We start from the raw sequence: 24,840 nt of genomic DNA, 5'->3' as shown, positions 1-24,840 counted from the left end.
TCCTCAAGCGGCCTGGAAGGACACGGTCTCTATGCCGTTCTGCATGAAGCCGTTGGCGTTCCAGACCTGGTCCATGCCCTGGGCGACGCCGTTGGTATTGGTGCAGCGGACCTTAACCGCATGGGTGCCGGCGGCCAGCGCCGGCAGGCTGCCGTCGAAGCGGCGGAAGCTGTAGGGGCCCTCGTCCGCGCCGAGTTGCGCCGGAAACCACGTCGCCCCGCCGTCTCCGGAGAAGTCGACCGCCTTTACCCCGCAATCGCCGCCGAAAGCGATGCCGCGAAGGGCCACCGGCGTTCCGGCCGCCACCTTGGCGCCGTCGGTCAGGTTGGTGACGAAGGAGCGCGGCACCATCCTGTTGATCGGCACCGTCTTGAAGCCGGTCTGGCCGGGCTTGATGTTGGCGCCCGGCACGTCCGGGATGCGGTAGGCGGTCTTCATCCAGTACCCGTCGTCGGGCTTGTCCAGCACCTCGATGTCGGACAGCATCTTGACCCAGTAGGTCGAATACCAGCCCGGCACCACGAGGCGGAGCGGGAAACCGTTGAGCAGCGGGAGCTGCTCGCCGTTCATGGCGTAGGCGATCATCACCTCACCATTGTTGGCGTGGTCGAGATCGAGCGACTTCTTGAAGTCCGGCGCGTCGTCGACCACGGGCTCGTCGAGGCCGTTGAAGCGCACCTGCACGGCGCCGGACTTCACCCCAGCGCGTTCGAGCACGTCCTTGAGGCGTACCCCGGTCCAGCGGGCGTTGCCCATCGAGCCGTTGGCCCATTGCGCGCCGGGCACCCGCGGCTCGAACAGCCCGCGTGAATTGCCCGAGCACTGGTTCACCGCGGCGATCTCGAAGCGCGGCAGGCCGGCGATGGCGTCGAGCGAGAGCGAGAGTTCCTTATCGACGTGGCCGTGGACCTTAAGACGGAAGGTGCCGGCATCGACTTCGGTCGGGATCGAGGCCCAGTGCCAACGGACGTAGAAGCGGTCGTTAGGGGTGAACACGCCCTCGTCGAACACCGAGAACGGCGTCTCCAGCAGCGGCGGATGGGTGCGTTGAAGGATCATCTCGGCCTTGCCCGGAAAGGCGGTGGTCAGCGCCCGCTCGTCCGGGCCGCCGGGCAGCGGAAGCTTCACCGAGCCCGCGGCCCAGGCCGGCATGGCGGCGGCGAGGCTGCCGACCCCTAGGCCACCCAGGACGAGGCGGCGGTTCAACGGTTCGTGCAGATGGCGCATGATGTCTCCCTGGAATCGTTTGTTGGGCCGCGTCGGCCGGTCGCTGGATCTCGGTGTCGCCGTCGGCGGACGGCATTGGCGTCGGTCGGGACGGTTCGGTCTCGCCGCCGGAAACTCGGGTCGTCGATCCATGTCATCCCGGCAAAGAGGCGTCCTCTCCGTGAACGAGATGCTACAGCGAGATGATTATTCCACCCAATGATCGTTAGAGATCTGAACGATCTCCGATTGCGATCATCCGAAGATTTCCGATCTCCGATCAATGGCGGGCGGCCGGATCAGATGATCGTCAGCCAGGCGGTGCCGACGGCGGCGACAGTCAGGGCGACCGTCCAGAACAGGACCCAGCGCATATGACCGCTGGTCTCGCCCTGCCGGGCCTCGTCAGTGGTCTCGAAGGTGGGTCGGGTCATGATGGATCTCCCTGTCATTCGGGTGTTCGAAGGCTTCACGTGCCGCCGGACGGATGCCCGGCGGCCAAGGGGGCGCTGTCAGCGACCGATCAGTTCCCGCGCCGGGCCGCCGGTCTCCTGGCCGCGGCCACGGGCGTAGGCCGGGAGTGCCGGGTTCTTGGCGTTGGCGCCATCGGCGTCGCCGTAGATCGGTGCGGATGGGCTGGTGATGAAGCGGACCTGCGGAGCGCGGAGGCCCTGGGCCTGCGAGAGGCCCGTCATGCCGACGAGGGCGGAGGCGGCGAGGGCGACGGCAGCGATCGTACGGGTCATGGTCGATATCCTTCTGGTCGGGTCGTCACGTCGGTTCGTGATGACAAGAAGGTAGCGGCCGACAACCATTCATACTAATGGTTTGATTAGCTAGTTTTAATCGATTGTTTTGATGATTAAGCGCCGCTTGCGAGTTGATGTTTATCGCGGCGGCGCGCGATGCGGGGTCGTGCTAGAGCCGGTGCGTTGACCCTCCGAAGCCCAAGAGCGCCCCGTGTCCGAATCCAGTCTGCTGGCGATCAGCACAGGCCTAAAGCCGCTCTCGCGCCTCCAGCATCCGCGGGACGTGATCCGACAATTCACGCCGAACTGGTTCACCGTGGTGATGGGCACTGGCGTGGTCGCCTTGGCCCTCGACCGTCTGCCGGAGACGCATGCCCTGCTGGCCCCTGTGCCGCTCGGGCTCTGGCTCGCCTCCGTCGTGCTTTTCGCCACCTTCTGCCTAGTCTACGGCGCGCGCTGGATCTTCTACTTCGATGGCGCCCGACGGATCTTCGGACACTCGACGGTGTCGATGTTCTTCGGGGCGATCCCGATGGCACTGGCGACGCTGCTGAACGGGCTGCTGATATTCGGTCCGCCCTATCTCGGCGCAGAGACCGTCCGAATCGCACTGCCACTGTGGTGGTTCGACGTGGCGCTCGCTCTGATCTGTGCTGTCGCGATCCCCTACCTGATGTTCACCCGTCAGGAGCACCGCATCGACCAGATGACGGCCGTATGGCTGCTGCCAGTGGTGACAGCCGAGGTCGTCGCCGTCTCCGGTGGCCTGCTCGCTCCAGCCTTGAGCGGCGAGAGCCAACAACTCGCCGTCATCGTCACGAGCTTCGTGCTCTGGGGCGTCTCGGTCCCGCTGGCGCTGAGCATCCTGGCGATCCTGGTGCTGCGCATGGCGCTGCACAACTTGCCACCGCGTGAGATGGCCGCATCGAGCTGGCTCTCCCTCGGTCCGCTCGGAACCGGGGCGCTCGGCCTGCTCGTGCTGGGGCAGGCCGGTGGCCCGATCCTCGCGGCAGGCGGTTTTGCCGGCGCGCCCGAGATCCTCAGGATCACGGGCCTGATCGGCGCGCTGATCCTCTGGGGCTACGGCGCCTGGTGGTTTCTGCTCTCGCTCGCCGTCACCGTGCGCTACCTACGCGCCGGCGTTCCGTTCAACCTCGGCTGGTGGGGCTACATCTTCCCGCTCGGCGTCTATGCCCTGGCCACCCTGCGGATCGGCGAAGTGACGGCACTCAGCGGGTTCGCCTGGCTCGGAGCGGGCCTCGTCGGCCTGCTGACCCTACTCTGGCTGATCGTGTCCGTGCGCACGTTGCGCGGGGCCTATCGCGGGGAGCTCTTCGTCTCGCCCTGCCTCGCCGGGGCCTGACCGGGCCTCGGGCGCATCCGATCGGTTCAAGCGAGGCCCAGCACGCGGATCAGACCGAGGCTGACGGCGCCGAGTGCGACGAGCGAGGCGACCACCGCCAGGGTCACCCGCGCCCCGGCCTTGGCGACGCTGCGCACATCGACCCCGAGGCCGAGCGCCGCCATCGAGACCACGGTGAGCAGATTGGCGGTCTCCGACATCGGCGCGAGCGCGACCTGCGGAACCAGCCCGGCCGAGCGAAGGCCCGCGAGCGCCAGGAAGGCGAGGATGAACCACGGCACCAAGCGGTGGATCGCGAGGCCGGCGCGAGCAGGGCGGTCGCCAGCGGTGACGCCGGGGGCGGCCTCGTCGGTCTCCTCGCGCAGCCGGCTTGCGCCGAGCGAGAGCATCAGGACGACCGGGCCTAGCATCAGCACCCGGACGAGCTTCACCAGGGTTCCGACCTGGACGCTGAGCGCCGCGACCGGCGCGGTGGCGGCGAGGACTTGCGGAACAGCGTAGACGGTGAGGCCGGCGAGCACGCCGTACTGCATCGGCGACAGACCGAGCAGCGGCACCAGCAGCGGTAGGCCGAGCACCACCAGCACGCCCAGCACCGCGGTGAAGGCGATGGAGGCGGCGACGTCCTCGCCGTCGGCGCCGATCACCGGTGCCGTGGCCGCGATCGCCGAGTTGCCGCAGATCGAGTTCCCGCAGGCCACGAGGATCGCCATGCGCGGATGCAGCCCGAGCGCTCGGCCGATGCCGTAACTCGACAGGATCGCCACCGCGACGACGCCCGCAATGCCGAAGAGCAGGCCCGGTCCGGCGGCGAGGATCGTCGCGAGGCTGAGCGACGCCCCGAGCAGGACGACCGCGATCTCCAGCACGGTCTTGGCCCCGAAGGCGATGCCGGGAAAGAAACGCTGCGACGGGGTCCAGGCGGTGCGAATCGCGCTCCCGAGCAGGATCGCCAGTACCAGGGCTTCGAGCCAAGCGCGACCGAACAGATGCGCCTCGACGGCCTCGAAGCCGACCGCTGCGGCGGTGACCGCCACGCAGAGGCCCAGTCCCGGAAGGATGGCTCTCGTGCCGGCCAAGGCGTGCATCGATCGAGGGTGGGAGAAAAGTCTGGGCGCGGACATGGATGGCTCCGATGTGATGCCGGAGGATCCCAGGGCCCGTTCATTCACTCCAACGGAATGATTAGATGCTTGCCATCACTGAAATAGATGAAAGCAGGACCCCTTCAGAGTTTGCGGAGACCCATTGTGGAGGGCCGACAGGCGGATTCACCCGTCGATCCAGCGGGCCTTGATCGTCGTGTCCGCAGCAAGCTCATAGATCCTGACGGAGCCCGTCGCGAGTTCAAGGTGCTCGACCTCCGCGGGGCTCAGGTCTTCAAGCGCCATGACAAGCGCCCGCAGGCAATTGCCGTGGGCGACGACGAGCACGTCTCCGCCCATAACCGCCGGCTGGATGGTTCGGAGGTAGCATGGGACGATGCGGGCGACGGTATCGCGCAGGCTCTCACCGTTCGGCGGCGCCTCGGCGTAGGAGCGGCGCCAGGTCTCGATCCGCTCCGCCCCCCAGCGCGCATCGGCGGCGATCTTGTCGAGCCCGCTGAGGTCGCCGTAGTCTCGCTCGTCGAGCGCGGCGAAGCGTTGGGGGACCAATCCGGGTTGCCCGAGCGCATCGAGAATAAGCCGGCCGCTCACGATCGCCCGCGTCAGCGTCGAGGTGAAGGCTGCGGAAAAGCGCCAGCTGCGCTCGGCCAAACGCCGCCCGGCTGCCTCGGCTTCCATCCGGCCCTGCTCGGTCAAGGGCGAGTCCAGCAATCCCGTGAACAGGCCGGATCGGTTGGCTACGCTCTGGCCATGCCGGACCAGCACGAGATGTCGCGTGACCGGGGCTTTGCAATCGTGAATCACGCTGTCTCCCGAGGCAGAGCACTTTCGTGCCGGTCGCATCGCCTCTGATGATGTCGGCATCCGACTTCAACGAACTTCGACCATGCGATGGGTTGGACCGTTCATCCGGAGTCGGCGGGTCATCCTAGGTCCGCTTAAGAACGTCTCGCGACTGAAAGCAGCCAAGCTGCTTCCCACCCCAAGCTGACCTCGCGAATGGGTACCAAGCGTCAGATTTCAACCACTAGGGGCCCGCATCCACGGGACCTACGGAAACGGCGCTAGGCAACCATGCTCCGATGGCGCAAAAGAAACCTATGTTATGCGGCAACCTACCGGCCAGGCCGGCCTTTGGTATCCATGCCCCTGCCTGACCCCGCCGATGCCCCCCATGTCCTCGTGGTCGACGACGACGCCCTCATCCTGATGGATGTGTCCGACATCCTGGAGGATGCCGGTTTCGTGGTTCTTGAGGCGATGGACGTCGCCCAGGCGACGCGGGTGCTCGACGAGCACCATGGCAAGGTGCAGCTGCTGTTCACGGACGTGCAGATGCCCGGGCCGGACAACGGCTTCGACCTGGCGCGGCGGACGGCCGTGACGTGGCCCCACATCGCCATCGTGGTCGCCTCCGGCAATGTGCGACCTGAACCCGGGGACCTGCCCGATGGGGCGACGTTCATCGGGAAGCCGTTCAGCCCCTCCTTGGTCCGGCACCACGTGCGCGAGACGATGCCGTCGGAGAAGCACCCCGGGCCCCTTCGGAGGTAAGCCCGGGATCGGTTGGCCGGAGCCCCATGCCTCCTACCGGCTCTCCTCGATCATCGACCGGATGCGAGCGACCCTCGATGTCGGGTTAGGCGAGGTCTTCGAGAATGTCGGAGACCAACATGCCTAACCGTCGGCTCGTCGTCGACCACCAGCATGGTCTCGTCCTCGTTGTCATTCCGCGGCCAAGGGCATCGTGTGCCCCTCGACGGGTTCCGGCTGCATGTCGGATCTCGGCAGTCCCCATCCCTTCACCAGCCCGTATACCGCCGGGATCACGACGAGGGTCAGGACGGTCGACGACACCATGCCGCCGATCATCGGCACCGCGATGCGCTGCATGACCTCGGAGCCCGAGCCGGTGCTCCACAGGATGGGCAACAGCCCGGCTATGATGGCGACCACGGTCATCATCTTGGGCCGCACCCGCTCGACCGCGCCGACCATGATCGCCCGCCTCAGGTCATTTCGCGATAGGGCGCGCCCATCCCGCTCGCACTCCGTCCGGATCTCGGCCAGCGCATGGTCGAGGTAGACCAGCATGATCACCCCGGTCTCGGCGGCGACCCCGGCGAGCGCGATGAAGCCCACGGCCACGGCGACCGATAGGTTGAAGCCCAACCACCACATCAGCCAGACGCCGCCCACCAGTGCGAAGGGCAGCGACAGCATCACGATGAGGGTTTCAGTCAGCCGGCGAAAGTTGAGGTAGAGCAGCAGGAACACGGTCAGGAGGGTCAGGGGCACCACGATCTTGAGCCGGGCCGTGGCGCGGTCGAGGTACTCGACCTGCCCGCTCCACTGGAGGGTGGTCCCGGGTGGCAGGCTCACCTCGCCGGTAACAGCCGCCCGTGCATCGGCCACGTAGCCGCCAAGGTCCCGTCCCGAGACATCGACGTAGATGAAGACCGCGAGTTGCCCGTTCTCGGTCCGGATCTGGGTCGGCCCCCGGGTCAGTGCCACCTTGGCGACTTCGCCCAAGGGGACCGTGCCTCCGCCCGCGATGGGCACCTGCACCTCGGTCGCGATGGATTGTGGGCTCGACCGGAAGGCGCGCGGGTAGCGCACGTTGACGGTGTAGCGCTCGCGGCCCTCGACCGTGTTGGTGACGCTCTCGCCGCCGAGCGCCATGGCGATCACGTCCTGCACGTCCCCGACCGATAGGCCGTAGCGGCCCAGAACCTCCCGGTCGGGCGTGATGTCGAGGAAGTACCCGCCCTGGACGCGCTCGGCATAGGCGCTCGACGTGCCCGGCACCGCCTTCACCACCGCCTCGACCCGGCGGGCGACCTTCTCCATCTCGGCGAGGTCGGTTCCGAGCACCTTGATGCCGACGGGGGTCCGGATGCCGGTGGCGAGCATGTCGATGCGGGCGCGGATCGGCTGGGTCCAGGCATTGGAGACACCGGGGAACTGGAGCGCGGCATCCATCTCGGCTTTGAGGCTCGCCAGCGTCACGCCCGGGCGCCACTCCGCCTTCGGCTTCAGGTTGACGATGGTCTCGAACATCTCGGAGGGCGCCGGGTCCGTCGCGGTCGCGGCCCGTCCGGCCTTGCCGTAGACGGACAGGACTTCCGGGAAGCTCTTCAGGATGGTGTCCTGTCTCCCTAAAAGCTCGCCGGCCTTGGTCACCGAGATGCCCGGCAGGGTGGTCGGCATGTACATCAGGGTGCCCTCGTCGAGATCGGGCATGAACTCGGACCCGAGTTGCAGGGCCGGCCAGACCGAGGCGCCGAGAACGCCCAGCGCGATCAGGATGGTCAGCACCCGCGCCCGCAGGACCCCTGCGATGATGGGACGGTAGAACCAGATCAGGAGCCGGTTCACCGGGTTGCGGTGCTCGGGCACGATGCGGCCGCGCACGAACAGCACCATCAGCGCCGGAACCAGCGTCACCGACAGCACCGCCGCCGCCGCCATCGCGAACGTCTTGGTGAAGGCCAGCGGCCCGAACAGACGCCCTTCCTGGCTTTCCAGGGTGAAGATGGGCAGGAAGCTGACCGTGATGATGAGGAGCGAGAAGAACAGCGAGGGACCGACCTCGGAGGCGGCCTCTATCAGGACCTGGACCCGGGGCTTGCCAGGGTCCGCCCGCTCCAGGTGCTTGTGGGCGTTCTCGATCATGACGATGGCGGCGTCGATCATGGCGCCGACCGCGATGGCGATGCCGCCCAGGCTCATGATGTTGGCGCCCAAGCCCAGCGCCTTCATGCCCGCGAACGCCATTAGGATGCCGACCGGCAGCATCAGGATCGCGACCAGCGCACTGCGGACGTGGAGCAGGAACACGACGCAGACGAGGGCGACGATGGCGCTCTCCTCGATCAGGGTCCCCTTGAGCGTCTCGATGGCCGCCTCGATGAGGTGCGACCGGTCGTAGACAGGCAGGATCTCGGTGCCCTTGGGCAGGCTCGCGGCGACCTCGGCGAGGCGCGCCTTGGCACTCGCGATAACGTCGAGGGCGTTGGCCCCGAAGCGCTGGAGGATGATGCCGCCGGCGACCTCGCCCTCCCCGTTCATCTCGGTGATGCCGCGGCGCTCGTCGGGACCGAGCTCGACCCGGGCGACGTCCTTCACCCGCAGGGGCGTGCCCGCCTCTGTCTTCAGGACGATGCTCTCGATGTCGGCGATGCTCTTGAGGTACCCGCGGCCACGGACGACGAACTCGAACTCGGAGAGCTCGACGGTGCGGCCGCCTACGTCGGCGTTGCTCGCCCGGATCGCGTCCCGGAGCTTCGCCAGGGTGATGCCCTGCGCCCGCAACCGGCTCGGGTCGACGACCACGTTGTACTGTTTGACGAAGCCGCCGACGCCTGCGACCTCGGCCACGCCTTCGGCACGAGAGGCCCCGAAGCGCACGACCCAGTCCTGGAGCGAGCGGAGCTCGGCCAGCGTGCGCTCTTTGGCGACCACGACGTACTGGTAGACCCAGCCGACCCCGGTCGCGTCCGGTCCCAGCGTCGGGGTCACCCCCGCCGGCAGGCGCTTGGCCACGGTGTTTAGGTATTCGAGCACCCGGCTCCGGGCCCAGTATGGGTCGGTGCCGTCCTCGAAGATGACGTAGACGAACGAGACCCCGAAGAACGAGAAGCCGCGCACGACCTTCGACCGGGGCACCGTCAGCATGGCGGTAGTCAGCGGGTAGGTGACCTGGTCCTCGATGACCTGTGGCGCCTGCCCGGGGTACTCGGTGTAGACGATGGTCTGGACGTCCGAGAGGTCCGGGATCGCGTCGAGCGGCAGGGTCCTCAGGGCGTAGAGCCCGGCCCCCACCGCGAACACCGTCCCGATCAACACCAGAACCAGATTCCGGGCCGACCAGCCGATGAGCCGGGCGATCATGGCGCCCTCCCATCGGCCGCCGCCTGCGGACCTGGTTCTACCTTCGGCTCGGAGAGACCCTGCAGCGCCGCCTTGAGGTTGCTCTCGGCGTCGATGAGGAAGTTGGCGGCGGTCACCACCCGGTCGCCTGCCGCGATGCCCTCCCGGACTTCGACGTAGCCGTCGCCGCGGGCACCGAGCTTGACCGGGCGCGGCTCGAAGCGGCCCTCGCCCTTGTCGAGCAGGACGACCTGCCTGGTTCCGGTGTCGATGACGGCGTCGTCGGGGACGGCGACCACGGGCTTGGCGTTCCCGGTCGCGATCTCGACGTCGCCGTACATCCCGGGCCGCAGGTCGCCGTTGAGGTTCGGCAACTCGATGCGCAGGCGGGCCGTCCGGGTCCCCATGGCGAGGTGCGGATAGATCCGCGTCACCGTGCCAGTGAAGGTCCGGTCGGGAAACGTCCGGGCACGCACGGTCGCCGTTTGGCCCTCCGCCACGGACGCCAGGTCGCGTTCGGTCACGTCGACGAGCACCCATACCCGGGTATGGTCGACGAGCTTGAACAGGGTGTCGCCGGACTTGGCGCGCATGCCGTCGGAGACGTTGCGCTCGACCACGACGCCGTCGCGTGGCGCCGACCACGTGATGGTCGCCGGCACTTTTCGGGATCGCTCGATCTCGTCGATGGCCTCGGGCGGGATGCCGAGGTTCTCCAGTCGGCGCCGGGCGCCCTCGTAGCCGATGCCGGTGAGGTACTGCGCGGCGGCCGCGTTCATCTCGGGCGAGAACAGGCGCATGAGCGGCTGGCCCTTGTGGACGTGGTCGCCGGTGGTGACGGCCTCGACCTTCTCAATGAAGGCGTCGGTGCGCATCGCGATGACCGAGATCCGGCGCTCGTCCTCCTCGATGGTTCCAGGAGCCCGCACCGGCATGGATAGGACGCGCCGTGCAGCGACCTCCGTCCGGACGCCGGTTCGCTGGACCTTGCCGGGCGAGAGGGTCACGGTGCCGTCGTCGGTGTCCTCGCCCTCGTAGACGGGGAGGTAGTCCATCCCCATCGAGTCCTTTTTCGGAATCGGCGAAGTGTCCGGAAGGCCCATCGGGTTGCGGTAGAAGCGCACCTTGCGGGCGCTCGCGGGCGTCTTGGCCTGAGCCATGGCCATGTCGCCGTGGCCGGCGTCAGGCATGGCTTCCGCCTCTTCGGGTTCGTCGAAGCGCACGTCCTCGCTGGCGTGGACGGCGCGGTAGTCGCGACCGTCCGCCGTCTGTTTGGGTTCGGAGGCGTAGTCCGGCTTCCCGTCCGGGTCTCGGTAGTAGACCACCGAACCCGTCGCCTTGATCGGAGCCTGCGCGGGCATCGGGGAGGCCGGCCGTGCACCCGGCAGCCAATGGGCGAACCCGGTCCGCGCCTGCTGGACGAGCGCCGGCACGGGGCTGCCCTCATGCCCCGCGCCATAGCCCAGCCCCCCCGCCGCGAGCGCGGCGAGGGTCCCGGCCAGCCATGCCGTCCGGCTCACTTGGTGGCCTTGAACACCAGCTTGTTCTCGACGGTGCCGGTCTCGCCTTGGACCTTGGCCCCGAGCGAGAGGCGCCAGCCGCCGGCCATCGTCAGCTTCGCCTTGAACCGGTAGAGGCCCGGCTCCGGCGAGGGCAGTTGCTCGATCTTGGAGGTCATCTCCTCCATGCTGTCGGGCGCCATATCGATGCGCTTGGCGAAGATGACGGCGTTCGGCACGGGCTTGGACGTGCGCTTGTCGACGAGGCGGACGTCGAGGATGGCCTCGCCCTGCTTGGCTTCGTCCTTCACCAGCTGGAACTCGTAGTCCTTGGTGTCGGCCCGGGCCGCGGCGGTGAGGGCGAGGCCGAGCAGCGCAACCGTGAGGGCGCGCGAAAACGATGTCTTGGTCACGATGTGGGGTCTCCTGAACGCGATGGATGGCCACGCGCGGACGCGCGTCACCGTGCCGGCGCAGGCGCCGACGGCATCGGGTTCAGGCTCGGGGAGGCTCGGAGGGTGGCCCTTGCGAGACGCTGTCGAAGGAGGCGGTGACGGCCCACGCAGTCCCCTCGACGACGGCGACGCGTCCCGGCAACCCTAAGGCGCCGGGCAGGCCGGTGGCGACCTTCGCCAGGCAGAGTGCCATCAGGGGGCAGCCCTTCGAGCAGTCGGGCATGTCCGGCCGCTCCTTGGGGCAGCACGGCATCTCGTCCATGGCCATCCCGGCCATGTCGTCCATGGCCTCGTCGGGCATCGCCATGGCGTGGCCCTGAGCGGCCATCGGCGCATGCATGCCCGCGGCGGCCGCGGATGCGGTCACCGGCGCAAGGGCGAGGCTGAGGACCGCAAGGAGCGGAAGCAGCCGCCGAAGGGCGAGCCAGAAGGTCACGGACGGACGATGCCACATCGCGGAGCGGTGAGGAAGGGAGGTGACTACCGGACGCGCCAGAGGGATACGGCGAGCGCGACGTTCGCGAGGGCGAGCACGGTCAAGAGGGCGTAGGTCGCATCGGCGCCCGCCTGCGTCAGCACGACCGCCCCGAGGGAGGGCGCAAGCGCCTGCGCCACCAGCCCCGGACGGGCGAGCCGGCCAACGAGCGGGGCGTAGCGCTCGGGACCGAACAGCGCGAGGGGCACCGTCCCGCGGGCGATGGAATAGATCCCGTTGCCGGCGCCGTAGAGGACCAGCGACAGCCCCACCACGGGCAGACCAGCCGCCAGCATCGCGACCCCGATGGCGACGAGGACCATCGCCGCGGTGAGGGTCCATAGAGGGTGATGCCGGCCCTTCCCGGCCATCTCGACGATGCGCGCCCCCACCTGTGACGGGCCGATCAGCGCGCCGTATGCGACGGCCGAGGTCAGCGCCACGCCACGGGCCTGGAGAAGGGTAATGAGGTGCACCGAGACCATGGCCATTACGGTGCCGCCGAGGGTCAGGACCCCCGCCATGAGGAGGAAGGCACGCCGCTCGCGTGCATCGAGCCGGACGGCCGAGACCGGGCCCTCGGAACGTGCTGGCCCGTGGGCAGGGGGGTGCGGGATGACGAGCAGGACGAGGGGAAGCGTGACCGCCAGGTGCAGCCCGGCATAGGCGAGGCAGGTGCCGCGCCAGCCTACCCGTTCGATCAGGAAGGCCGAGAGCGGCCAGCACACCGTGCTGGCGAAGCCGCCCCACAGGGTCAGGGTCGTGATGGCGGGTCTTGCCTCGGCGCCGTAGAGCCGACCAAGCGTGGCAAAGGCCGGATCGTACAGGCCGGTGCCCATGCCGAGCCCGACGAGGAGCCAGCCCACCAGGTAGGTCGGCAGGTTCGGCGCGAGGCCGAGGACGCCGAGGCCCAAGGCAAGGACCACGGCCGCGAAGGCCAGAACGGGCCTACCGCCGTGCTCCCCGATGAACGCTCCGACCCGTGGCGAGACCAAGCCCGCGACGAGGAGGCCGAGGGACAGCCCTCCGATGACCCAGCCGAGGGGCCATCCCGTATCCTTCGACATCGGCGCGGCCAGAACCGACAGGAGATAAAACGAGGAGCCCCAGGTCAGGATCTGGATCACGCCCAGGGCCGAGATCACGGGCCAGCGGCGCGCCGGGGTCATCGGTTCGCTACCGCGCCCCAAGAACGGGTAGCCACACTGTAAGGGCCGCCAGGGTGACGAGGAGCACCGGCGGCGTGATGACCAGACCCACCCGCATGTACTGGCCCCACGTGATGTGCTGGCCCTTGGTGTCGAGGACGTGGAGCCAGAGCAGGGTCGCCAGGCTCCCGATGGGGGTGAATTTCGGGCCGAGGTCGCAGCCGATGACGTTGGCGTAGATCATGAGCTCGCGCGTCAGGGGTGAGAGATTTGGGGCCTGCTGGATTGAGAGTGCACCCACCAGCACGCTCGGCATGTTGTTCATGACCGAGGACAGGATGGCGGCGGCGAACCCGGTCCCGATGGTGGCGACGAACGGGCCAAAGCCCGAGAGCCATACGAGCCCCTGCGCCAGGTAGCCGGTCAGCCCGGCATTCTTCAGGCCGTAGACCACGAGGTACATGCCGAGGCTGAACAGCACGATCTGCCAGGGGGCGCCGGTCAGGACCTTGCGAATGGGGATGACGCGGCTGCGGTTGGCCAGCGCCAGGAGGATCAGTGCGCCGGCACAGGTGACCACCGAGACCGGCACGCCGAACGGTGCGGTCACAAAGTAGGCGACCAGAAGCAGACCGAGGAGCGGGAAGGCCGCCCGGAAGACCAGCGGGTCCTTGATCGCGTGGCGCGGCGCTTCGAGCTCGGCTACCGGGTACGTGGCCGGAAGGTCGCGCCGGTAGAACAGCCACAGCACCACCAGGGTCGCTGCCAACGAGACCAGGTTCACCGGCACCATCACGGCCGCGTAGCGGCTAAAGGAGATGTCGAAGAAGTTCGCCGAGACGATGTTGACGAGGTTCGAGATCACCAGCGGCAGGCTCGTCGAGTCTGCCACGAACCCGCAGGCAACAATGAAGGCCAGCGCGGCCGCCGGCTTGAAGTTCAGCCGGAGCAGGATGGCGAGCACAATGGGGGTGAGCAGGAGGGCCGCCCCGTCATTGGCGAACACCGCCGCGATGGCTGCACCCAGGAGGATGAGCAGCGGGAAGAGCAGGCGTCCCCGGCCGCCGCCCCAGCGGGCGATGTGGAGCGCCGCCCAATGGAAGAAGCCGGCTTCGTCGAGGAGCAGCGAGATGATGATCAGCGCCACGAAGGTGAAGGTCGCGTCCCAGACGATGTGCCAGACCACCGGGATGTCGCCGGGGCTGATGACCCCGGTGGCCAGCGCCACGGCGGCCCCGATGAGGGCGCTCCACCCGATGCCGAGCCCCTTCGGCTGCCAGATGACGAAGACGAGGGTGACCACGAAGATGGCAAGGGCGAGCATCGGGACCGTTTCTTGTTCTTGTGTACGTGGAGCGGATCAGGCGGTGGCGACGCGGCGCCCGTGCTCGTCGACGACGCGCTCGCCGTCTTCCTTCACGAACTCGCCCTGCTGGGCCGGGAGGAGGTCGAGGACCGCCTCGGAGGGCCGGCACAGGGCAACGCCCTTCGGGCTCACCACCAGGGGGCGGTTCAGCAGGATCGGGTGCTCGGCGATGGCGTCGAGAAGCTGGTCGTCCGTCAGGCTCGGGTCCGAGAGCCCGAGTTCGGCGTAGGGCGTGACCTTCTCGCGGAGCAGAGCGCGGACGGTGACGCCAGCCCTGTCGGCGAGTTGGCGCACCAGGATCCGGTTCGGTGGCGTCTTGAGGTACTCGACCACATGCGGCTCGATGCCGGCGTTGCGGATCAGGGCCAGGGTGTTGCGGGACGTGCCGCAATCCGGGTTGTGGTAGATGACGACGTCCATCACGCGACCTCCGGGCGGGGCGAGGTGGCGCCGGCCCGCTGGCCGATCTCGCGCACCTTGGACGAGAGCGCCACGCCACTAAGGCTGTCGAGCGGCAGAGCGACGAAGGCTCCGATCCGGTTCTTCAGGTAGCGTTGGGCGGTGATGAACGCCGCCTTGCGCTGCATGTCGCTGCCTTCGACGGCTGCAGGGTCCTCGATGCCCCAGTGCGCCGTCACCGGCTGGCCGGGCCAGTAGGGGCAAGCCTCGCCGGCGGCGTTGTCACAGACCGTGAAGACGAAATCCATGACCGGCGCGTCGGGGCCGGCGAACGCGTCCCACGACTTCGAGCGCAGCCCCTCGGTCGGGTACTCCGTCTCGCGCAGAACCTGAACGGCGAGCGGGTTCACGTCCGCCTTCGGCTGGCTGCCGGCGGAAAAGGCCCGGAAACGACCCTGGCCCTCCTTGTTGAGCATGGCCTCCGCCAGGATCGAGCGAGCGGAGTTACCGGTGCAGAGGAACAGGACGTTGTAGACGCGGTCAGGCATGAGCGGTGTCTCCGGTGGGCAGGCAGCAGGCGGCGAGCGCGGCGACGGCGGGGGCGCAGACCTCGGGTCGCCCTTGGCAGCAATCGCGCATCAGAAATTGGATGAGCTCGGACAGGTCCGGGTAGGCGGCGCTGTAGATGATCGAGCGTCCCTCGCGCCGCGAGGTGACCAGCCCGGCATGGCTGAGCTCCTTCAGGTGAAATGACAGGTTGGTGCCCGAGACGCCGACCGCCTCGGCCAGCATGCCGGCCGCCATGCCTTCAGGGCCGGCGGTGACGAGCTGGCGCACGATGCGTAGGCGATGCTCCTGCCCAAGGGCCGCGAAGGCGGCGACGGCTTGCCGTTCGTCCATCATGATGTCAATATCTCAACCATCGTTGAAACGTAAAGGAACGAAGCGTCTTGGACAAGCCCCAACAGCCTTTCGCCGATGGATTGCCCAACCTCAGCGAGGAGCACTTCGTGGTCCCGGCGGCGACCGACCTTCAGGTGCAGGCACCGTTCACCCACGCCCCACGCTTCCTGATCCTGTACGGCTCGCTCCGGGAGCGTTCCTTCAGCCGCTTCCTGGCCTACGAGGCCGCGCGTCTCCTGGAGGCGATGGGAGGCGAGGTGCGGATCTACGACGCGCACGGCCTGCCGCTGCCCGACGACGCCACGGCCGATCACCCCAAGGTCGAGGAACTCCGGAACCTCTCGATCTGGTCCGAGGGCCACGTCTGGGTCAGCCCCGAGCGCCACGGCGCCATGACCGGGGTGATCAAGAGCCAGATCGACTGGCTCCCCCTGTCGGAAGGGTCGGTGCGCCCGACGCAGGGCCGGACCCTGGCCGTGATGCAGGTCTCGGGCGGCTCGCAGTCCTTCAACGCGGTCAACGGCCTGCGTGTGCTCGGGCGCTGGATGCGGATGATCACCATCCCGAACCAGTCTTCGGTCCCGATGGCCTATAAGGAATTTGACGAGGCCGGCCGGATGAGGCCTGGGCCGCTCTACGATCGGGTGGTCGACGTCTGCGAGGAATTGGTCAGGTTCACGCTCCTGACCCGCGAGCGCTCCTCCTATCTCGTTGACCGCTACTCCGAACGGAAAGAGCGAGAGCCTGAGCGCCTCAAGGCCGTCGCCGTCGACATCGGGTTCGTCAAGCGCTGAACCACTGCCCGTGGGGTGTTGGATCAAAGCCGAGTGGCCGCGAGTTGCGTTAGACAGCCCTTCGACGTCACAGCGATATTCGGTTCAGGATGGCATCCGAAGGCAAGATCGGCGGATGATCTCGCTGCCTCCGGCCGTCACATCCCCGGTTGGGGTGTGTCGTCCTCATCATCGGTCAGGTCGAGATCGACGGCCAGCCTGAGACGCGGCTCCATTCTGTCGGGCAGCACTCGGAGGATGACGACCTCAGCGTGCCCATGCCCGTCCCCCTGCACCCGATAGTACAGGACATGGGACGGCCCTCCCTTCCGTCCGGTCGCGAGTGCAACGTGGAGGGAACGCGTTTCGGGACCGAGGTTGGGCCTGGCTTTCGACGAAGGTGTATCTGATGCGTCGGCGACCATGCCAATCGCCCGGTCTATGTAGCCCACGTTAGCTTCGAGTTGGCGGGTACCGAACTCCTGGTGGGTTTCGACGAGTATGCGTTCGATATCGCTTTTCGCGGCGCTCCAGGGGTCAGAGTCGAGGGTGGCGGTCCCTGATTTTCATCGTGTGAGCGCTTCTTGAGGCGGCGGTGATCGCATCGCGGGCCCAAATCCCGCAAGCTCGGAGCGGGAGAGATCCACAGCGCAGGATGAGCGCAGGACGACTGGAACAAAACGTGTTCAGACGACATTATTCCTGAACTTGGCCGCCGCCTGGGGGGCTCATTGCGCACGAAATCCGGGCCAGGGGCCAGGAAGGCTACACCACCCAAGACGAAAGGGGCGGCGGTCGCGTGCGCCTCCAGTCCGCCAAAGCCGAGCGCACCAAAGGCGAAGACGAAGAAGCCAACGGTTCGGATCTTCGTGTCCTACAGCCACGCGAACTCAGCACAGCAGGCAAAGCTGCAGGTCCACCTGGCGCAACTGAAGCGCGACGAGGTCGAGACCTGGTTCGATGGCGACATGGAAGCCGGTGACGCACTGAACAGCAAGATCTCCCGTAAGCTTCGGGAGGCCCACGTCTTCGTGGCGTTGATGAGCCCCGAGTACATCCACAGCCACTGGTGCCAACTGGAGTACCGCCGTGCGATGGGCCGCCGGGCCAGGGGCGCAATGCGTGTGGTGGTCGTCGTGCTCCGCCATTGCGACTGGAAGGATACCGGCGCTTCGGCGCTAAAGGTGTTGCCGCGAGACGGCCGGGTGGTGAGCAACTGGCGAACCGCGGACGAGGCTTTTCACGACGTGACCCAGGGCATCCGCGGGGCGGTCAGGACGGTGCGCGCCTCGCTGGCCGAGGATGCCAAAGCGAGGCCTGCCAGGGCGGCCAGGAGCAAGGCATCCACAGGGAACGCCAAGACCGCCGGCGCTCGACGGATGAAGGGGGCCACGGGCCCGAAGCGGACCAAGGACGGTCCGCCGACGCGAAGTCGGGTTTCCGGTTGAACCATATAATTCGGGGGGCGGCCCGTGGGGTCGGAATGGGCATGCCGAAGAACATTGTCGTCTTTTCGGACGGGACCGGCCAGGAGGGCGGGCTGCGCGAGGAGCAGCGCCTCAGCAACGTCTACAAACTCTATCGCGTCTGCCGGGTTGGCCCGGACAGCGGCATCGACCCGAAGGATCAGGTGGCGTTCTACGACCCCGGGTTGGGGACCGACGGCTCAGCCACCGGGTTGCTGAGCGCCTACCGAAGGCTGCAGAAGCTCCTGTCCTCGGTGACGGGCCTCGGCATCACGAAGAACATCGCCGACTGCTACGCCTTCATCATCGACCACTACGAGCCGGGCGACCGTATCTTCCTCGTGGGCTTCAGCCGAGGAGCCTACACGGCCCGTTGCGTGGCAAACGTGCTCTTCCTGTGTGGCGTCCCGACGATTGCGCCCGGGGGCGAGTGCAAGGCCCCAAGCCTTTGGGCGGCGGTTGGCCAATGGATGAAGGAGAAGCTTCCAGGCCGGAAGCACGCGCTCCCGCCGCCGGCCGAGGCACTACCCCCCGGCAGTTACCTTCCACGGTTTCGGAAGACGACCCGCGACATCGCCAACGAGGCGGTGATGGGAGTCTACGAGTATGGCGCCGGGTCCCCTCGGGGCGACTACGACCGGGAGCGCCAGGAGCTGGCGCGTCGGTTCCGGCACCGATACGGGTCAGGCGACGACCTGAGGTCGAACGTGGCTCCTCATTTCGTAGGCGTGTTCGACACCGTCGCATCCCTCGGATCGGTCGGCGTACGGCGTTGGGGCCTCGCGGCAGGGCTGTTCGCGCTGGCCGCCGTGCTCGCCGCCGGGCCGTCGGTCGTGCTCGACCTTGCATTCCATACGGGGTTCTGGAAGCCGTTCGCGGTCGTCGCGATCCTCGGCGCGGCTTTCGTCCTGTGGCGCTGGCTTCCTACCACCATCAAGTTCATCGTGAACTCCCCCGTCAACGGCAAGACGCGCTTCAACCTCGCGCAATGGCGGTCCGGGAACTACGACAGGTTCCTCAGCGGCCACGTCGGCTACGGTCGGCACGCCCTGGCAATCGACGAGACCCGCGCCGACTTCCCCCGTGTCGAATGGGCGAAGAAGGACGCCATTCGCCAAAGGGTCGGCGACGAGCCCGATCCGCTGATCCAGATGTGGTTCGCAGGCAACCATTCCGACGTGGGCGGGAGTTATCCCGAGGTCGAAAGCCGGCTCTCCGACATCGCGCTGGACTGGATGGTCGAGGAGGCCACGACCATTCCGTATCCGCTCCTGGTCGACGGGATGGAACCGGGCAAGACGGGTACCGGGCGATTGCACCTGCACCCGGCCTTCGACGGCATGCAGCACTGCGAGGTCGCCGGGATGCGCGACACCATCGCGGGCATCGTCCCCGGCTGGCTCCTGCCATTGGCCGGCAGGCTGGGCTGGGCGGTGAAGCCACGCTACGTGCCGCCCGGGGCGCCTGTCCATGAGACCGTCTACCGGCGCTTCCGGTTGGCCGAGGTGACGCAATGCACCGGCAGGGGCCCCTACCGACCGGAGGCGCTGGCCACCCACGGGGATTTCAACGACGGATCTCCGGCCGCCCCTGCACCCGCGCAGGCTTCGGCTCCGGGCACGCCCTAACCATCATCCTTTCACATGCAGGCCTCCGCCGAGGCCGACCGGACAACGAGGTCTCGGATGAAGCTCGACAGTTTCAGGGTCACGAATTTTCGCAGCGTCGAGGATTCCGGCGAGATCACCCTCGGCGACATGGCCTGCCTCGTCGGCAAGAACGAGGCAGGCAAGACGGCACTGCTTCACGCGCTCGCCGGCCTGAAACCTCATGCGTCGACGCCTATCACGTTCGACCGTGAGCGGGACTACCCGCGGCGTTACCTGAACGAATACGAGAGGCGTCACGCGGACGACGACGCCATGGTCATCGCGACCCGGTGGACCTTGTCCGACGCCGAGATGAACGACCTCGCCGCATCTTTCGGGCCCGGCTGCCTCGCGTCGTCCCAGGTGACCCTCAGCCGGCGCTACGGTGGCGGGATCGGAGTGACCGTGCACCTCGACGAGGCCGCCTGCATGGCCTTCCTCACCGACAGGCATGGGCTAACCGAGGATGAGCGACGCGCCTTTGCGGCCTCCGGTTCGGCGGCAGCGGTCCGGAAGGCCCTGGAGGGCCTGGAGGAAATATCCGCAGCCCAACAGGCGCTACTGGATGCCCTGGAAGCCTTGCCAGGCAAATCGGTGCTCAACGCTATTGCGAGCCACGTTCGCTCGGCCTGCCCAAGCTTCATGTACTTCTCGCACTACGACCGCATGGCCGGCCAGATCCGCGTCGACGACATCGAGAGGGACGAGGATGGCGGCGTCCATCGATTTGGTCGCCGCCCGCATAGGTCGAGCGAGCCTCTCGAAGTCCCCGAGCTGGTTTTCCTCGATTTCCTGGAGTTCGCCGGGACCTCGGTCGAGGAGATCCGCGAGTCGAAGACCTACGAGTCGCTGAACGCGAAATGCGAATCCGCGTCGAACGCGATCACCGACCAACTGCGGGAATACTGGACCCAGAACCCGTTCCTGGAGATCGAGGTCAGGGTCACAAAGGCGGAGCCGAACGACCCCGCGCCGTTTGACGAGGGCGTGATCGCGCGCGCCCGCGTCAAAAACATCCTGCATCGCGTCTCGGTCCCCTTCTCGGAGCGGAGCGCCGGTTTCATCTGGTTCTTCTCGTTCCTGGTGAAGTTCGCCCAGGTCAGCAAGCAGGGCGGCAGCCTGGTGCTCCTGCTCGACGAGCCAGGGCTGACCCTTCACGGAAAGGCCCAGGCCGACCTGTTGAGGTACTTCGGCGACAAGCTGGTGCCCCACCACCAGGTGGTGTTCTCGACCCATTCGCCGTTCATGGTTCCACCCGACGACCTGACGCTCTCGCGCATCGTCGAGGACCAGATCGAACAGCGGCCGAACGGCTTCCCGACGACGAAGGGCACCAAGGTGCGCGATGACGTCCTGGCGACCGATCCGGACACGCTGTTCCCGCTCCAGGCGGCGCTGGGCTACGACGTGACCCAGGCCCTGTTTATCGGCAAGCACACCTTGCTGGTCGAGGGGCCCGGCGACCTCGTCTTCCTCAATGCGCTCTCGGCCCAGTTGAAGCGCCGCAAGCGTATCGCGCTCGATCCGCGCTGGACGATCTGCCCGGCCGGCGGCCTCGACAAGATCCAGTCGTTCGTCTCGCTGTTCAAGGGCGCGAAGCTGCACATCGCGGTGATGTCCGACAGGGCTCAGGGCGACAAGCGCAAGCTGGAGCAACTCCGGGCCGCAGGTGCGATCCCCGAGAACCGCATCATGAACTACCCCGACGTGCTCGGCCTGCCAGAGGGGGATGTCGAGGACATCTTCGACCCGGAAGTCTACCTCGCCATTGTCAACGGAGCCTACGGCCTGAAGGGCCGCGGTGTGCTGACGACCGCCAAGCTCGACAAGGAGGCGGGGGGTATTGTGCGACTGGTCAAGCGGGTGGAGGCGGCCTTCAAGCTGCTGCCTCCCGACACGCCAGAGTTCGATCACTTCACGCCGGCGGACTGGCTTATTCGCAATCCCGCCGTTCTGGACGAAAAGACCCCCGCCATCGAGGCCACCCTGGACAATGCGGAGAAGGTGATCCGGGCGATCAACGGCGCCCTGCCTACGTAGTCCACCCCTACCGTCCGTGGCATCCCTTCGCGGACGGCGGGTGCATGAACCGCCTCTATCGCGGGAGACGGGTTTTCCCCACTCCACCATCGGCGGGACCTCATCGAATTGTGGCTTCGCACCCAAGCGTAGCCGCTATACGGAACCGGCCAAACGTGTTCTGCTTTTGTTCCTGGACTCTTGGAGGAGCACCATGCAGATCACTGGCATAAACATCGGCTTTTCCATGCCGGTGTCCCTTCTCGCCAAGCCTGTCCAGGCCGGCTTCCCGAGTCCGGCCGACGACTTCATCGAGGAAGAGATCGACCTCCAGCGCCTACTGATCGTCAACCGCCCGGCCACCTTCCTGGTCCGGGTCGCCGGCGACAGCATGATCCTAGCCCGCCTGTTCGACGGCGACCTCGCCGTCGTCGACCGCTCGCTCACCCCGCGCAACGGCGACATCGTCGTTGTCGACATCGACGGCGAGCGATCCTTCAAGGTCTGGAAGCGCCAAGGGCCGCGCATCTCGCTGCACTTCGCCAACCCTCGCTTCCCCGAGTTCCAACTCTCCCCCGACGCTGTCATTGAGGTCTGGGGCGTCGTCTCCGGGTCCGTCTGTGCGAAGCGCCGCTGCGAATGAGCGCCCGGGCCTACGCGCTCTCCGACGGCAACTCGTTCTACTGCTCGTGCGAGCGGGTCTTCGATGCTCGGCTGGCGAAGGTGCCGGTGATCGTGCTGTCCAACAACGATGGCTGCGCGATTGCCCGGACCAACGAGGCCAAGGCGCTCGGCATCCGGATGGGCGAGCCCTGGTTCAAGATCCGGGACATGTGCCGGCAGCAGGGTGTCCAAGTCTACTCCTCGAACTACGCCCTTTATGGAGACATGTCGGCCCGGGTGAACGCGGTCTACCGGGACTTCTCGCCCCGCATCGAGATTTACTCCATCGACGAGAGTTTTCTCGACATCTCCGACGTGCGCAACCAGGACCGGGCGTCCTTATGCAGGGACATGCGGGCGACCGTACGGGCCTGGACGGGCATCCCCACCTGCGTCGGCATCGGGTCGACCAAGACGTTGGCCAAGCTCGCCAACCACATCGCCAAGAAGGTACCCGAGCTCGAAGGGGTCTGCGACCTGACCGACCCGGAGCAGTACGACCACTGGATCATCCGCATCCCGGTGGGCGACATCTGGGGTGTGGGGCCGGCAAACGCCCGGCGCCTGGAAGCCCTGGGATGCGACAGCGCCGCCGATGTCCGCGACTTCGACCCACGCGTCGCCCGCAAGGCCATGACAGTCGTGGGCGAGCGCCTCGTCCACGAGCTGCGGGGTATGGCCTGCCTAGACCTGGAGACGGTAGCCGCCACCCGTAAGGGATGCGCCGTCACCCGGTCGTTCTCCGAGCGCGTCGAGGATCGCGCCACCATGGAGCAGGCCGTCGCCACCCATGCCTCCAGACTCGGCGAGAAGCTCCGCCGCGAGGGGTTGGCGACCAACCACGTGACGGTCTTCTTCCACACCTCGGAGCATGACCGCGACCGGCCTCAACGCTCGGTCTCGACCGTCGTGACGCTCCCCGAGGCGACCAGCGACACTCTCGCCCTGGTGAAGGCCGCCACCCACGGCGTCCGGAAGACCAGGCGGGACGGGTTCCGCTATTCCAAGGCCGGGGTGGTCACCACCGACCTGATGCCGCTGGCCGCATCGCAGCGTGCGATGCCGGGCTTGGGCCAACTCGACCGCGAGATGGGAGCCGCCCTGATGGAGGCGCTCGACGCCTGCAATCGCCGCTTCGGACGAGGCGCCGTCGTCCCGGGCGCCGCCGGGTTCGCCCCGAACCGCGAATGGTCGACCAAGTTCAAGATGCGGTCGCCCCGTTACACGACCCGCCTCGACGAGATTCCGATAGTCGCCGCGGCCTGACAAGCTTCTCACGCCCCTTGCGTTCGGGGACCGGCCAGGCGATCACGCGGAAGCTTCAAGGATAGTAACGATGAAACGCATGGCGCCGCCCCCGACCGACTAATCCCGGAGAGCGATGCCGCGCGCGAAGCCTCCGCAATTGCGAGAGGCTAAAATGCCAAAGGTACATTTTACGGCCGACAGCCACGTTGGCCATCAAGCTCTCATCCTCAGCCCGAGGATGCAGACCCAGCGACCGTTCGCTTCGCTTCACGAGCACGACGAGACCCTGGTCGAACGTTGGAACGCCGTCGTCCACCCGGATGACACGGTCTGGCACCTGGGCGACTTCGCATACCGGTGCACCGAGACTTATGCGCTCGCGATTTTCCTACGCCTTAACGGTCGCAAGCTCCTGATCCGTGGCAACCACGAGCGGATCGGTGAACGCCTCCCCTGGGCCGAGCCCGTCCGGGACGTGGCGATGATCGCCCTGCCGGACCCGGCGGGCGTGATGCGCTCCATATGGCTGAGCCATTACCCTCATGTGAGCTACCCTCGCTCCCACCGGGGTGGCCTTCACCTGCATGGGCATTCCCATGGTTCGGTCCCGGGCACGGCGACGCGTGCCGATGTCGGCGTGGATTGCTGGGACTGGGCCCCGGTGACGTTGGACCGGATCCTGGCGCGCTTGGCGACGAACGGAGCGGGGTCATGACTGCCCCTGGCCTTCGCCTATGGGTGTTCTCGGACCTGCATCAGGACTGGAAGGAGAATGCTTGGGACCCTGCCGCGCATGCGCCGGCGGGTGGTTTCGACGTGGCCGTCGTGGCCGGTGACGTGCACATGCCCCTGGTTCGGGCGCTGGACTGGCTCGGCGACCACTTGTCCGGCGTGCCGGTGGTCTACGTGCCAGGCAATCACGATTTTTGGTGGGACCGGGGTGAGGAACGCTACACGATTCACGACCAGTTGACCCGGGGGCGTGAGCGGGCGGACGCGCTCGGCATCCATCTCCTGCTCGACGACGCGGTCATCATCGACGGCGTTCGGTTCGCCGGCGGTACCCTATGGACGGACTTCCGCCTGGGGTCGTTCAACCTGAACCACGGTATCCGGACCGCCCAGGGGCGTGGTGGGATGGTCGATTACCGCCGGATCCGCACGGGTCCGAGGTCGCGCAATCGCATCAAGCCCGAGGAGGTGCTTGCGATGCACCGGGTCACCCGTGGCTTTATCGAGAACACCCTGGCCGTCAGCCACCCCGGTCCCACGGTGGTGGTGACCCATCACGCCCCGCACCCGGCGAGCCTTCCACGGAGCGACGCGGACCTACGGTGGTGCGATGCTTCCGACCTGACTGACGTCATCCTGGACCAAGGACCGGACGTCTGGGTCCACGGTCATGTCCATTATGCCTCCGATTACCGGGTGGGCCGGACGCGGGTGGTCTGCAACGCAAGGGGGCATTCAGATGAGCGAAC

The 24,840-nt window shown here is 67.2% G+C and carries 24 protein-coding genes and 1 pseudogene; 10 read left to right on the top strand and 15 right to left on the bottom strand.

Annotation, left to right across the window (positions count from 1 at the left end; all coding sequences use genetic code 11):
• Positions 1-3: 3 nt before the first annotated feature.
• The 3 genes from MBTS_RS12750 to MBTS_RS12745 form a co-directional block, all read right to left on the bottom strand.
• Entirely contained in the window at positions 4-1,227 is a 1,224-nt protein-coding gene (locus MBTS_RS12750; protein WP_018044300.1) for a molybdopterin-dependent oxidoreductase, read from the bottom strand.
• Positions 1,228-1,505: 278 nt separating this feature from the next.
• On the bottom strand, positions 1,506-1,640 hold the full coding sequence (locus MBTS_RS24010) for a hypothetical protein (RefSeq protein ID WP_018044301.1): 135 nt from the start codon (positions 1,638-1,640) through the stop codon (positions 1,506-1,508).
• Positions 1,641-1,718: 78 nt separating this feature from the next.
• Positions 1,719-1,952, bottom strand: coding sequence for a hypothetical protein (locus MBTS_RS12745; RefSeq protein ID WP_018044302.1), 234 nt, complete (start codon positions 1,950-1,952; stop codon positions 1,719-1,721).
• Between the two features lie 214 nt (positions 1,953-2,166).
• Here MBTS_RS12745 and MBTS_RS12740 point away from each other — a divergent pair, with 214 nt between their 5' ends.
• Entirely contained in the window at positions 2,167-3,318 is a 1,152-nt protein-coding gene (locus MBTS_RS12740; protein ID WP_018044303.1) for a TDT family transporter, read from the top strand.
• A gap of 26 nt (positions 3,319-3,344) precedes the next feature.
• Here MBTS_RS12740 and MBTS_RS12735 read toward each other — a convergent pair whose 3' ends face one another.
• Positions 3,345-4,406 carry a YeiH family protein gene (locus tag MBTS_RS12735; RefSeq protein ID WP_018044304.1) on the bottom strand — a complete coding sequence of 354 codons (1,062 nt, stop codon included), beginning with the start codon at positions 4,404-4,406 and terminating at the stop codon, positions 3,345-3,347.
• Between the two features lie 183 nt (positions 4,407-4,589).
• Positions 4,590-5,228, bottom strand: coding sequence for a 2,3-bisphosphoglycerate-dependent phosphoglycerate mutase (locus MBTS_RS12730; RefSeq protein ID WP_018044305.1), 639 nt, complete (start codon positions 5,226-5,228; stop codon positions 4,590-4,592).
• Positions 5,229-5,567: 339 nt separating this feature from the next.
• On the opposite strand from MBTS_RS12730, the gene MBTS_RS12725 reads away from it, so the two are divergent.
• Positions 5,568-5,978, top strand: a complete 411-nt coding sequence (locus MBTS_RS12725) for a response regulator (protein ID WP_051074325.1) — start codon at positions 5,568-5,570, stop codon at positions 5,976-5,978.
• 171 nt (positions 5,979-6,149) lie between these two features.
• Here the strand turns inward: MBTS_RS12725 and MBTS_RS12720 are convergent, their stop codons facing one another.
• The 9 genes from MBTS_RS12720 to MBTS_RS12680 form a co-directional block, all read right to left on the bottom strand.
• A complete protein-coding gene (locus tag MBTS_RS12720; protein ID WP_018044307.1) occupies positions 6,150-9,317 on the bottom strand; it encodes an efflux RND transporter permease subunit in 3,168 nt (1,055 codons plus the stop codon).
• Complete coding sequence (locus tag MBTS_RS12715) at positions 9,314-10,816, bottom strand: efflux RND transporter periplasmic adaptor subunit (protein ID WP_018044308.1); 1,503 nt, start codon at positions 10,814-10,816, stop codon at positions 9,314-9,316. The genes MBTS_RS12720 and MBTS_RS12715 overlap by 4 nt, the downstream gene beginning before the upstream one ends.
• Entirely contained in the window at positions 10,813-11,208 is a 396-nt protein-coding gene (locus MBTS_RS12710; RefSeq protein ID WP_018044309.1) for a FixH family protein, read from the bottom strand. Before MBTS_RS12710 ends, MBTS_RS12715 begins: the two co-directional genes overlap by 4 nt.
• Before the next feature lie 82 nt (positions 11,209-11,290).
• Positions 11,291-11,686: a hypothetical protein gene (locus MBTS_RS12705; protein WP_018044310.1), complete on the bottom strand. Its 396-nt coding sequence runs from the start codon at positions 11,684-11,686 to the stop codon at positions 11,291-11,293.
• A gap of 44 nt (positions 11,687-11,730) precedes the next feature.
• A complete protein-coding gene (locus MBTS_RS12700; RefSeq protein ID WP_018044311.1) occupies positions 11,731-12,894 on the bottom strand; it encodes an MFS transporter in 1,164 nt (387 codons plus the stop codon).
• 7 nt (positions 12,895-12,901) lie between these two features.
• Positions 12,902-14,197 carry an arsenic transporter gene (locus MBTS_RS12695; protein ID WP_018044312.1) on the bottom strand — a complete coding sequence of 432 codons (1,296 nt, stop codon included), beginning with the start codon at positions 14,195-14,197 and terminating at the stop codon, positions 12,902-12,904.
• A gap of 36 nt (positions 14,198-14,233) precedes the next feature.
• Entirely contained in the window at positions 14,234-14,659 is a 426-nt protein-coding gene (arsC, locus tag MBTS_RS12690) for an arsenate reductase (glutaredoxin) (RefSeq protein ID WP_018044313.1), read from the bottom strand.
• Entirely contained in the window at positions 14,659-15,186 is a 528-nt protein-coding gene (locus MBTS_RS12685) for an arsenate reductase ArsC (protein WP_018044314.1), read from the bottom strand. Before MBTS_RS12685 ends, arsC begins: the two co-directional genes overlap by 1 nt.
• Positions 15,179-15,538 (bottom strand): ArsR/SmtB family transcription factor, encoded by a 360-nt coding sequence (locus MBTS_RS12680; RefSeq protein WP_026176011.1) that lies wholly within the window; start codon positions 15,536-15,538, stop codon positions 15,179-15,181. Before MBTS_RS12680 ends, MBTS_RS12685 begins: the two co-directional genes overlap by 8 nt.
• A gap of 50 nt (positions 15,539-15,588) precedes the next feature.
• Between MBTS_RS12680 and arsH the strand changes: the two genes are divergently transcribed.
• On the top strand, positions 15,589-16,335 hold the full coding sequence (gene arsH, locus MBTS_RS12675) for an arsenical resistance protein ArsH (protein WP_018044316.1): 747 nt from the start codon (positions 15,589-15,591) through the stop codon (positions 16,333-16,335).
• Positions 16,336-16,472: 137 nt separating this feature from the next.
• On the opposite strand, the pseudogene MBTS_RS24245 reads toward arsH, so the two are convergent.
• Positions 16,473-16,829 (bottom strand): annotated as a pseudogene (locus MBTS_RS24245) (hypothetical protein); the annotation flags it as partial.
• Positions 16,830-17,183: 354 nt separating this feature from the next.
• Between MBTS_RS24245 and MBTS_RS12665 the strand changes: the two are divergent.
• The 7 genes from MBTS_RS12665 to MBTS_RS12635 form a co-directional block, all read left to right on the top strand.
• Positions 17,184-17,762, top strand: a complete 579-nt coding sequence (locus MBTS_RS12665) for a toll/interleukin-1 receptor domain-containing protein (protein WP_018044318.1) — start codon at positions 17,184-17,186, stop codon at positions 17,760-17,762.
• A gap of 41 nt (positions 17,763-17,803) precedes the next feature.
• Complete coding sequence (locus MBTS_RS12660; protein WP_026176012.1) at positions 17,804-19,408, top strand: DUF2235 domain-containing protein; 1,605 nt, start codon at positions 17,804-17,806, stop codon at positions 19,406-19,408.
• Between the two features lie 57 nt (positions 19,409-19,465).
• Entirely contained in the window at positions 19,466-21,469 is a 2,004-nt protein-coding gene (locus MBTS_RS12655) for an AAA family ATPase (protein ID WP_018044320.1), read from the top strand.
• Positions 21,470-21,662: 193 nt separating this feature from the next.
• Entirely contained in the window at positions 21,663-22,091 is a 429-nt protein-coding gene (locus MBTS_RS12650) for a LexA family protein (RefSeq protein ID WP_018044321.1), read from the top strand.
• The gene (locus MBTS_RS12645) at positions 22,088-23,377 is read left to right on the top strand and encodes a Y-family DNA polymerase (protein ID WP_018044322.1); all 1,290 of its coding nucleotides are present in this window, start codon (positions 22,088-22,090) and stop codon (positions 23,375-23,377) included. The genes MBTS_RS12650 and MBTS_RS12645 overlap by 4 nt, the downstream gene beginning before the upstream one ends.
• A gap of 154 nt (positions 23,378-23,531) precedes the next feature.
• Complete coding sequence (locus MBTS_RS12640; protein ID WP_018044323.1) at positions 23,532-24,074, top strand: metallophosphoesterase; 543 nt, start codon at positions 23,532-23,534, stop codon at positions 24,072-24,074.
• A partial coding sequence (locus tag MBTS_RS12635; protein WP_192215799.1) for a metallophosphoesterase occupies positions 24,071-24,840 on the top strand: 770 nt, incomplete at its 3' end. The genes MBTS_RS12640 and MBTS_RS12635, both read left to right, overlap by 4 nt.

Origin of the sequence: Methylobacterium bullatum (assembly GCF_014845095.1) — a bacterium.
Classification (GTDB): domain Bacteria; phylum Pseudomonadota; class Alphaproteobacteria; order Rhizobiales; family Beijerinckiaceae; genus Methylobacterium; species Methylobacterium bullatum.
This window is presented reverse-complemented; position numbering and strand designations above follow the sequence as displayed.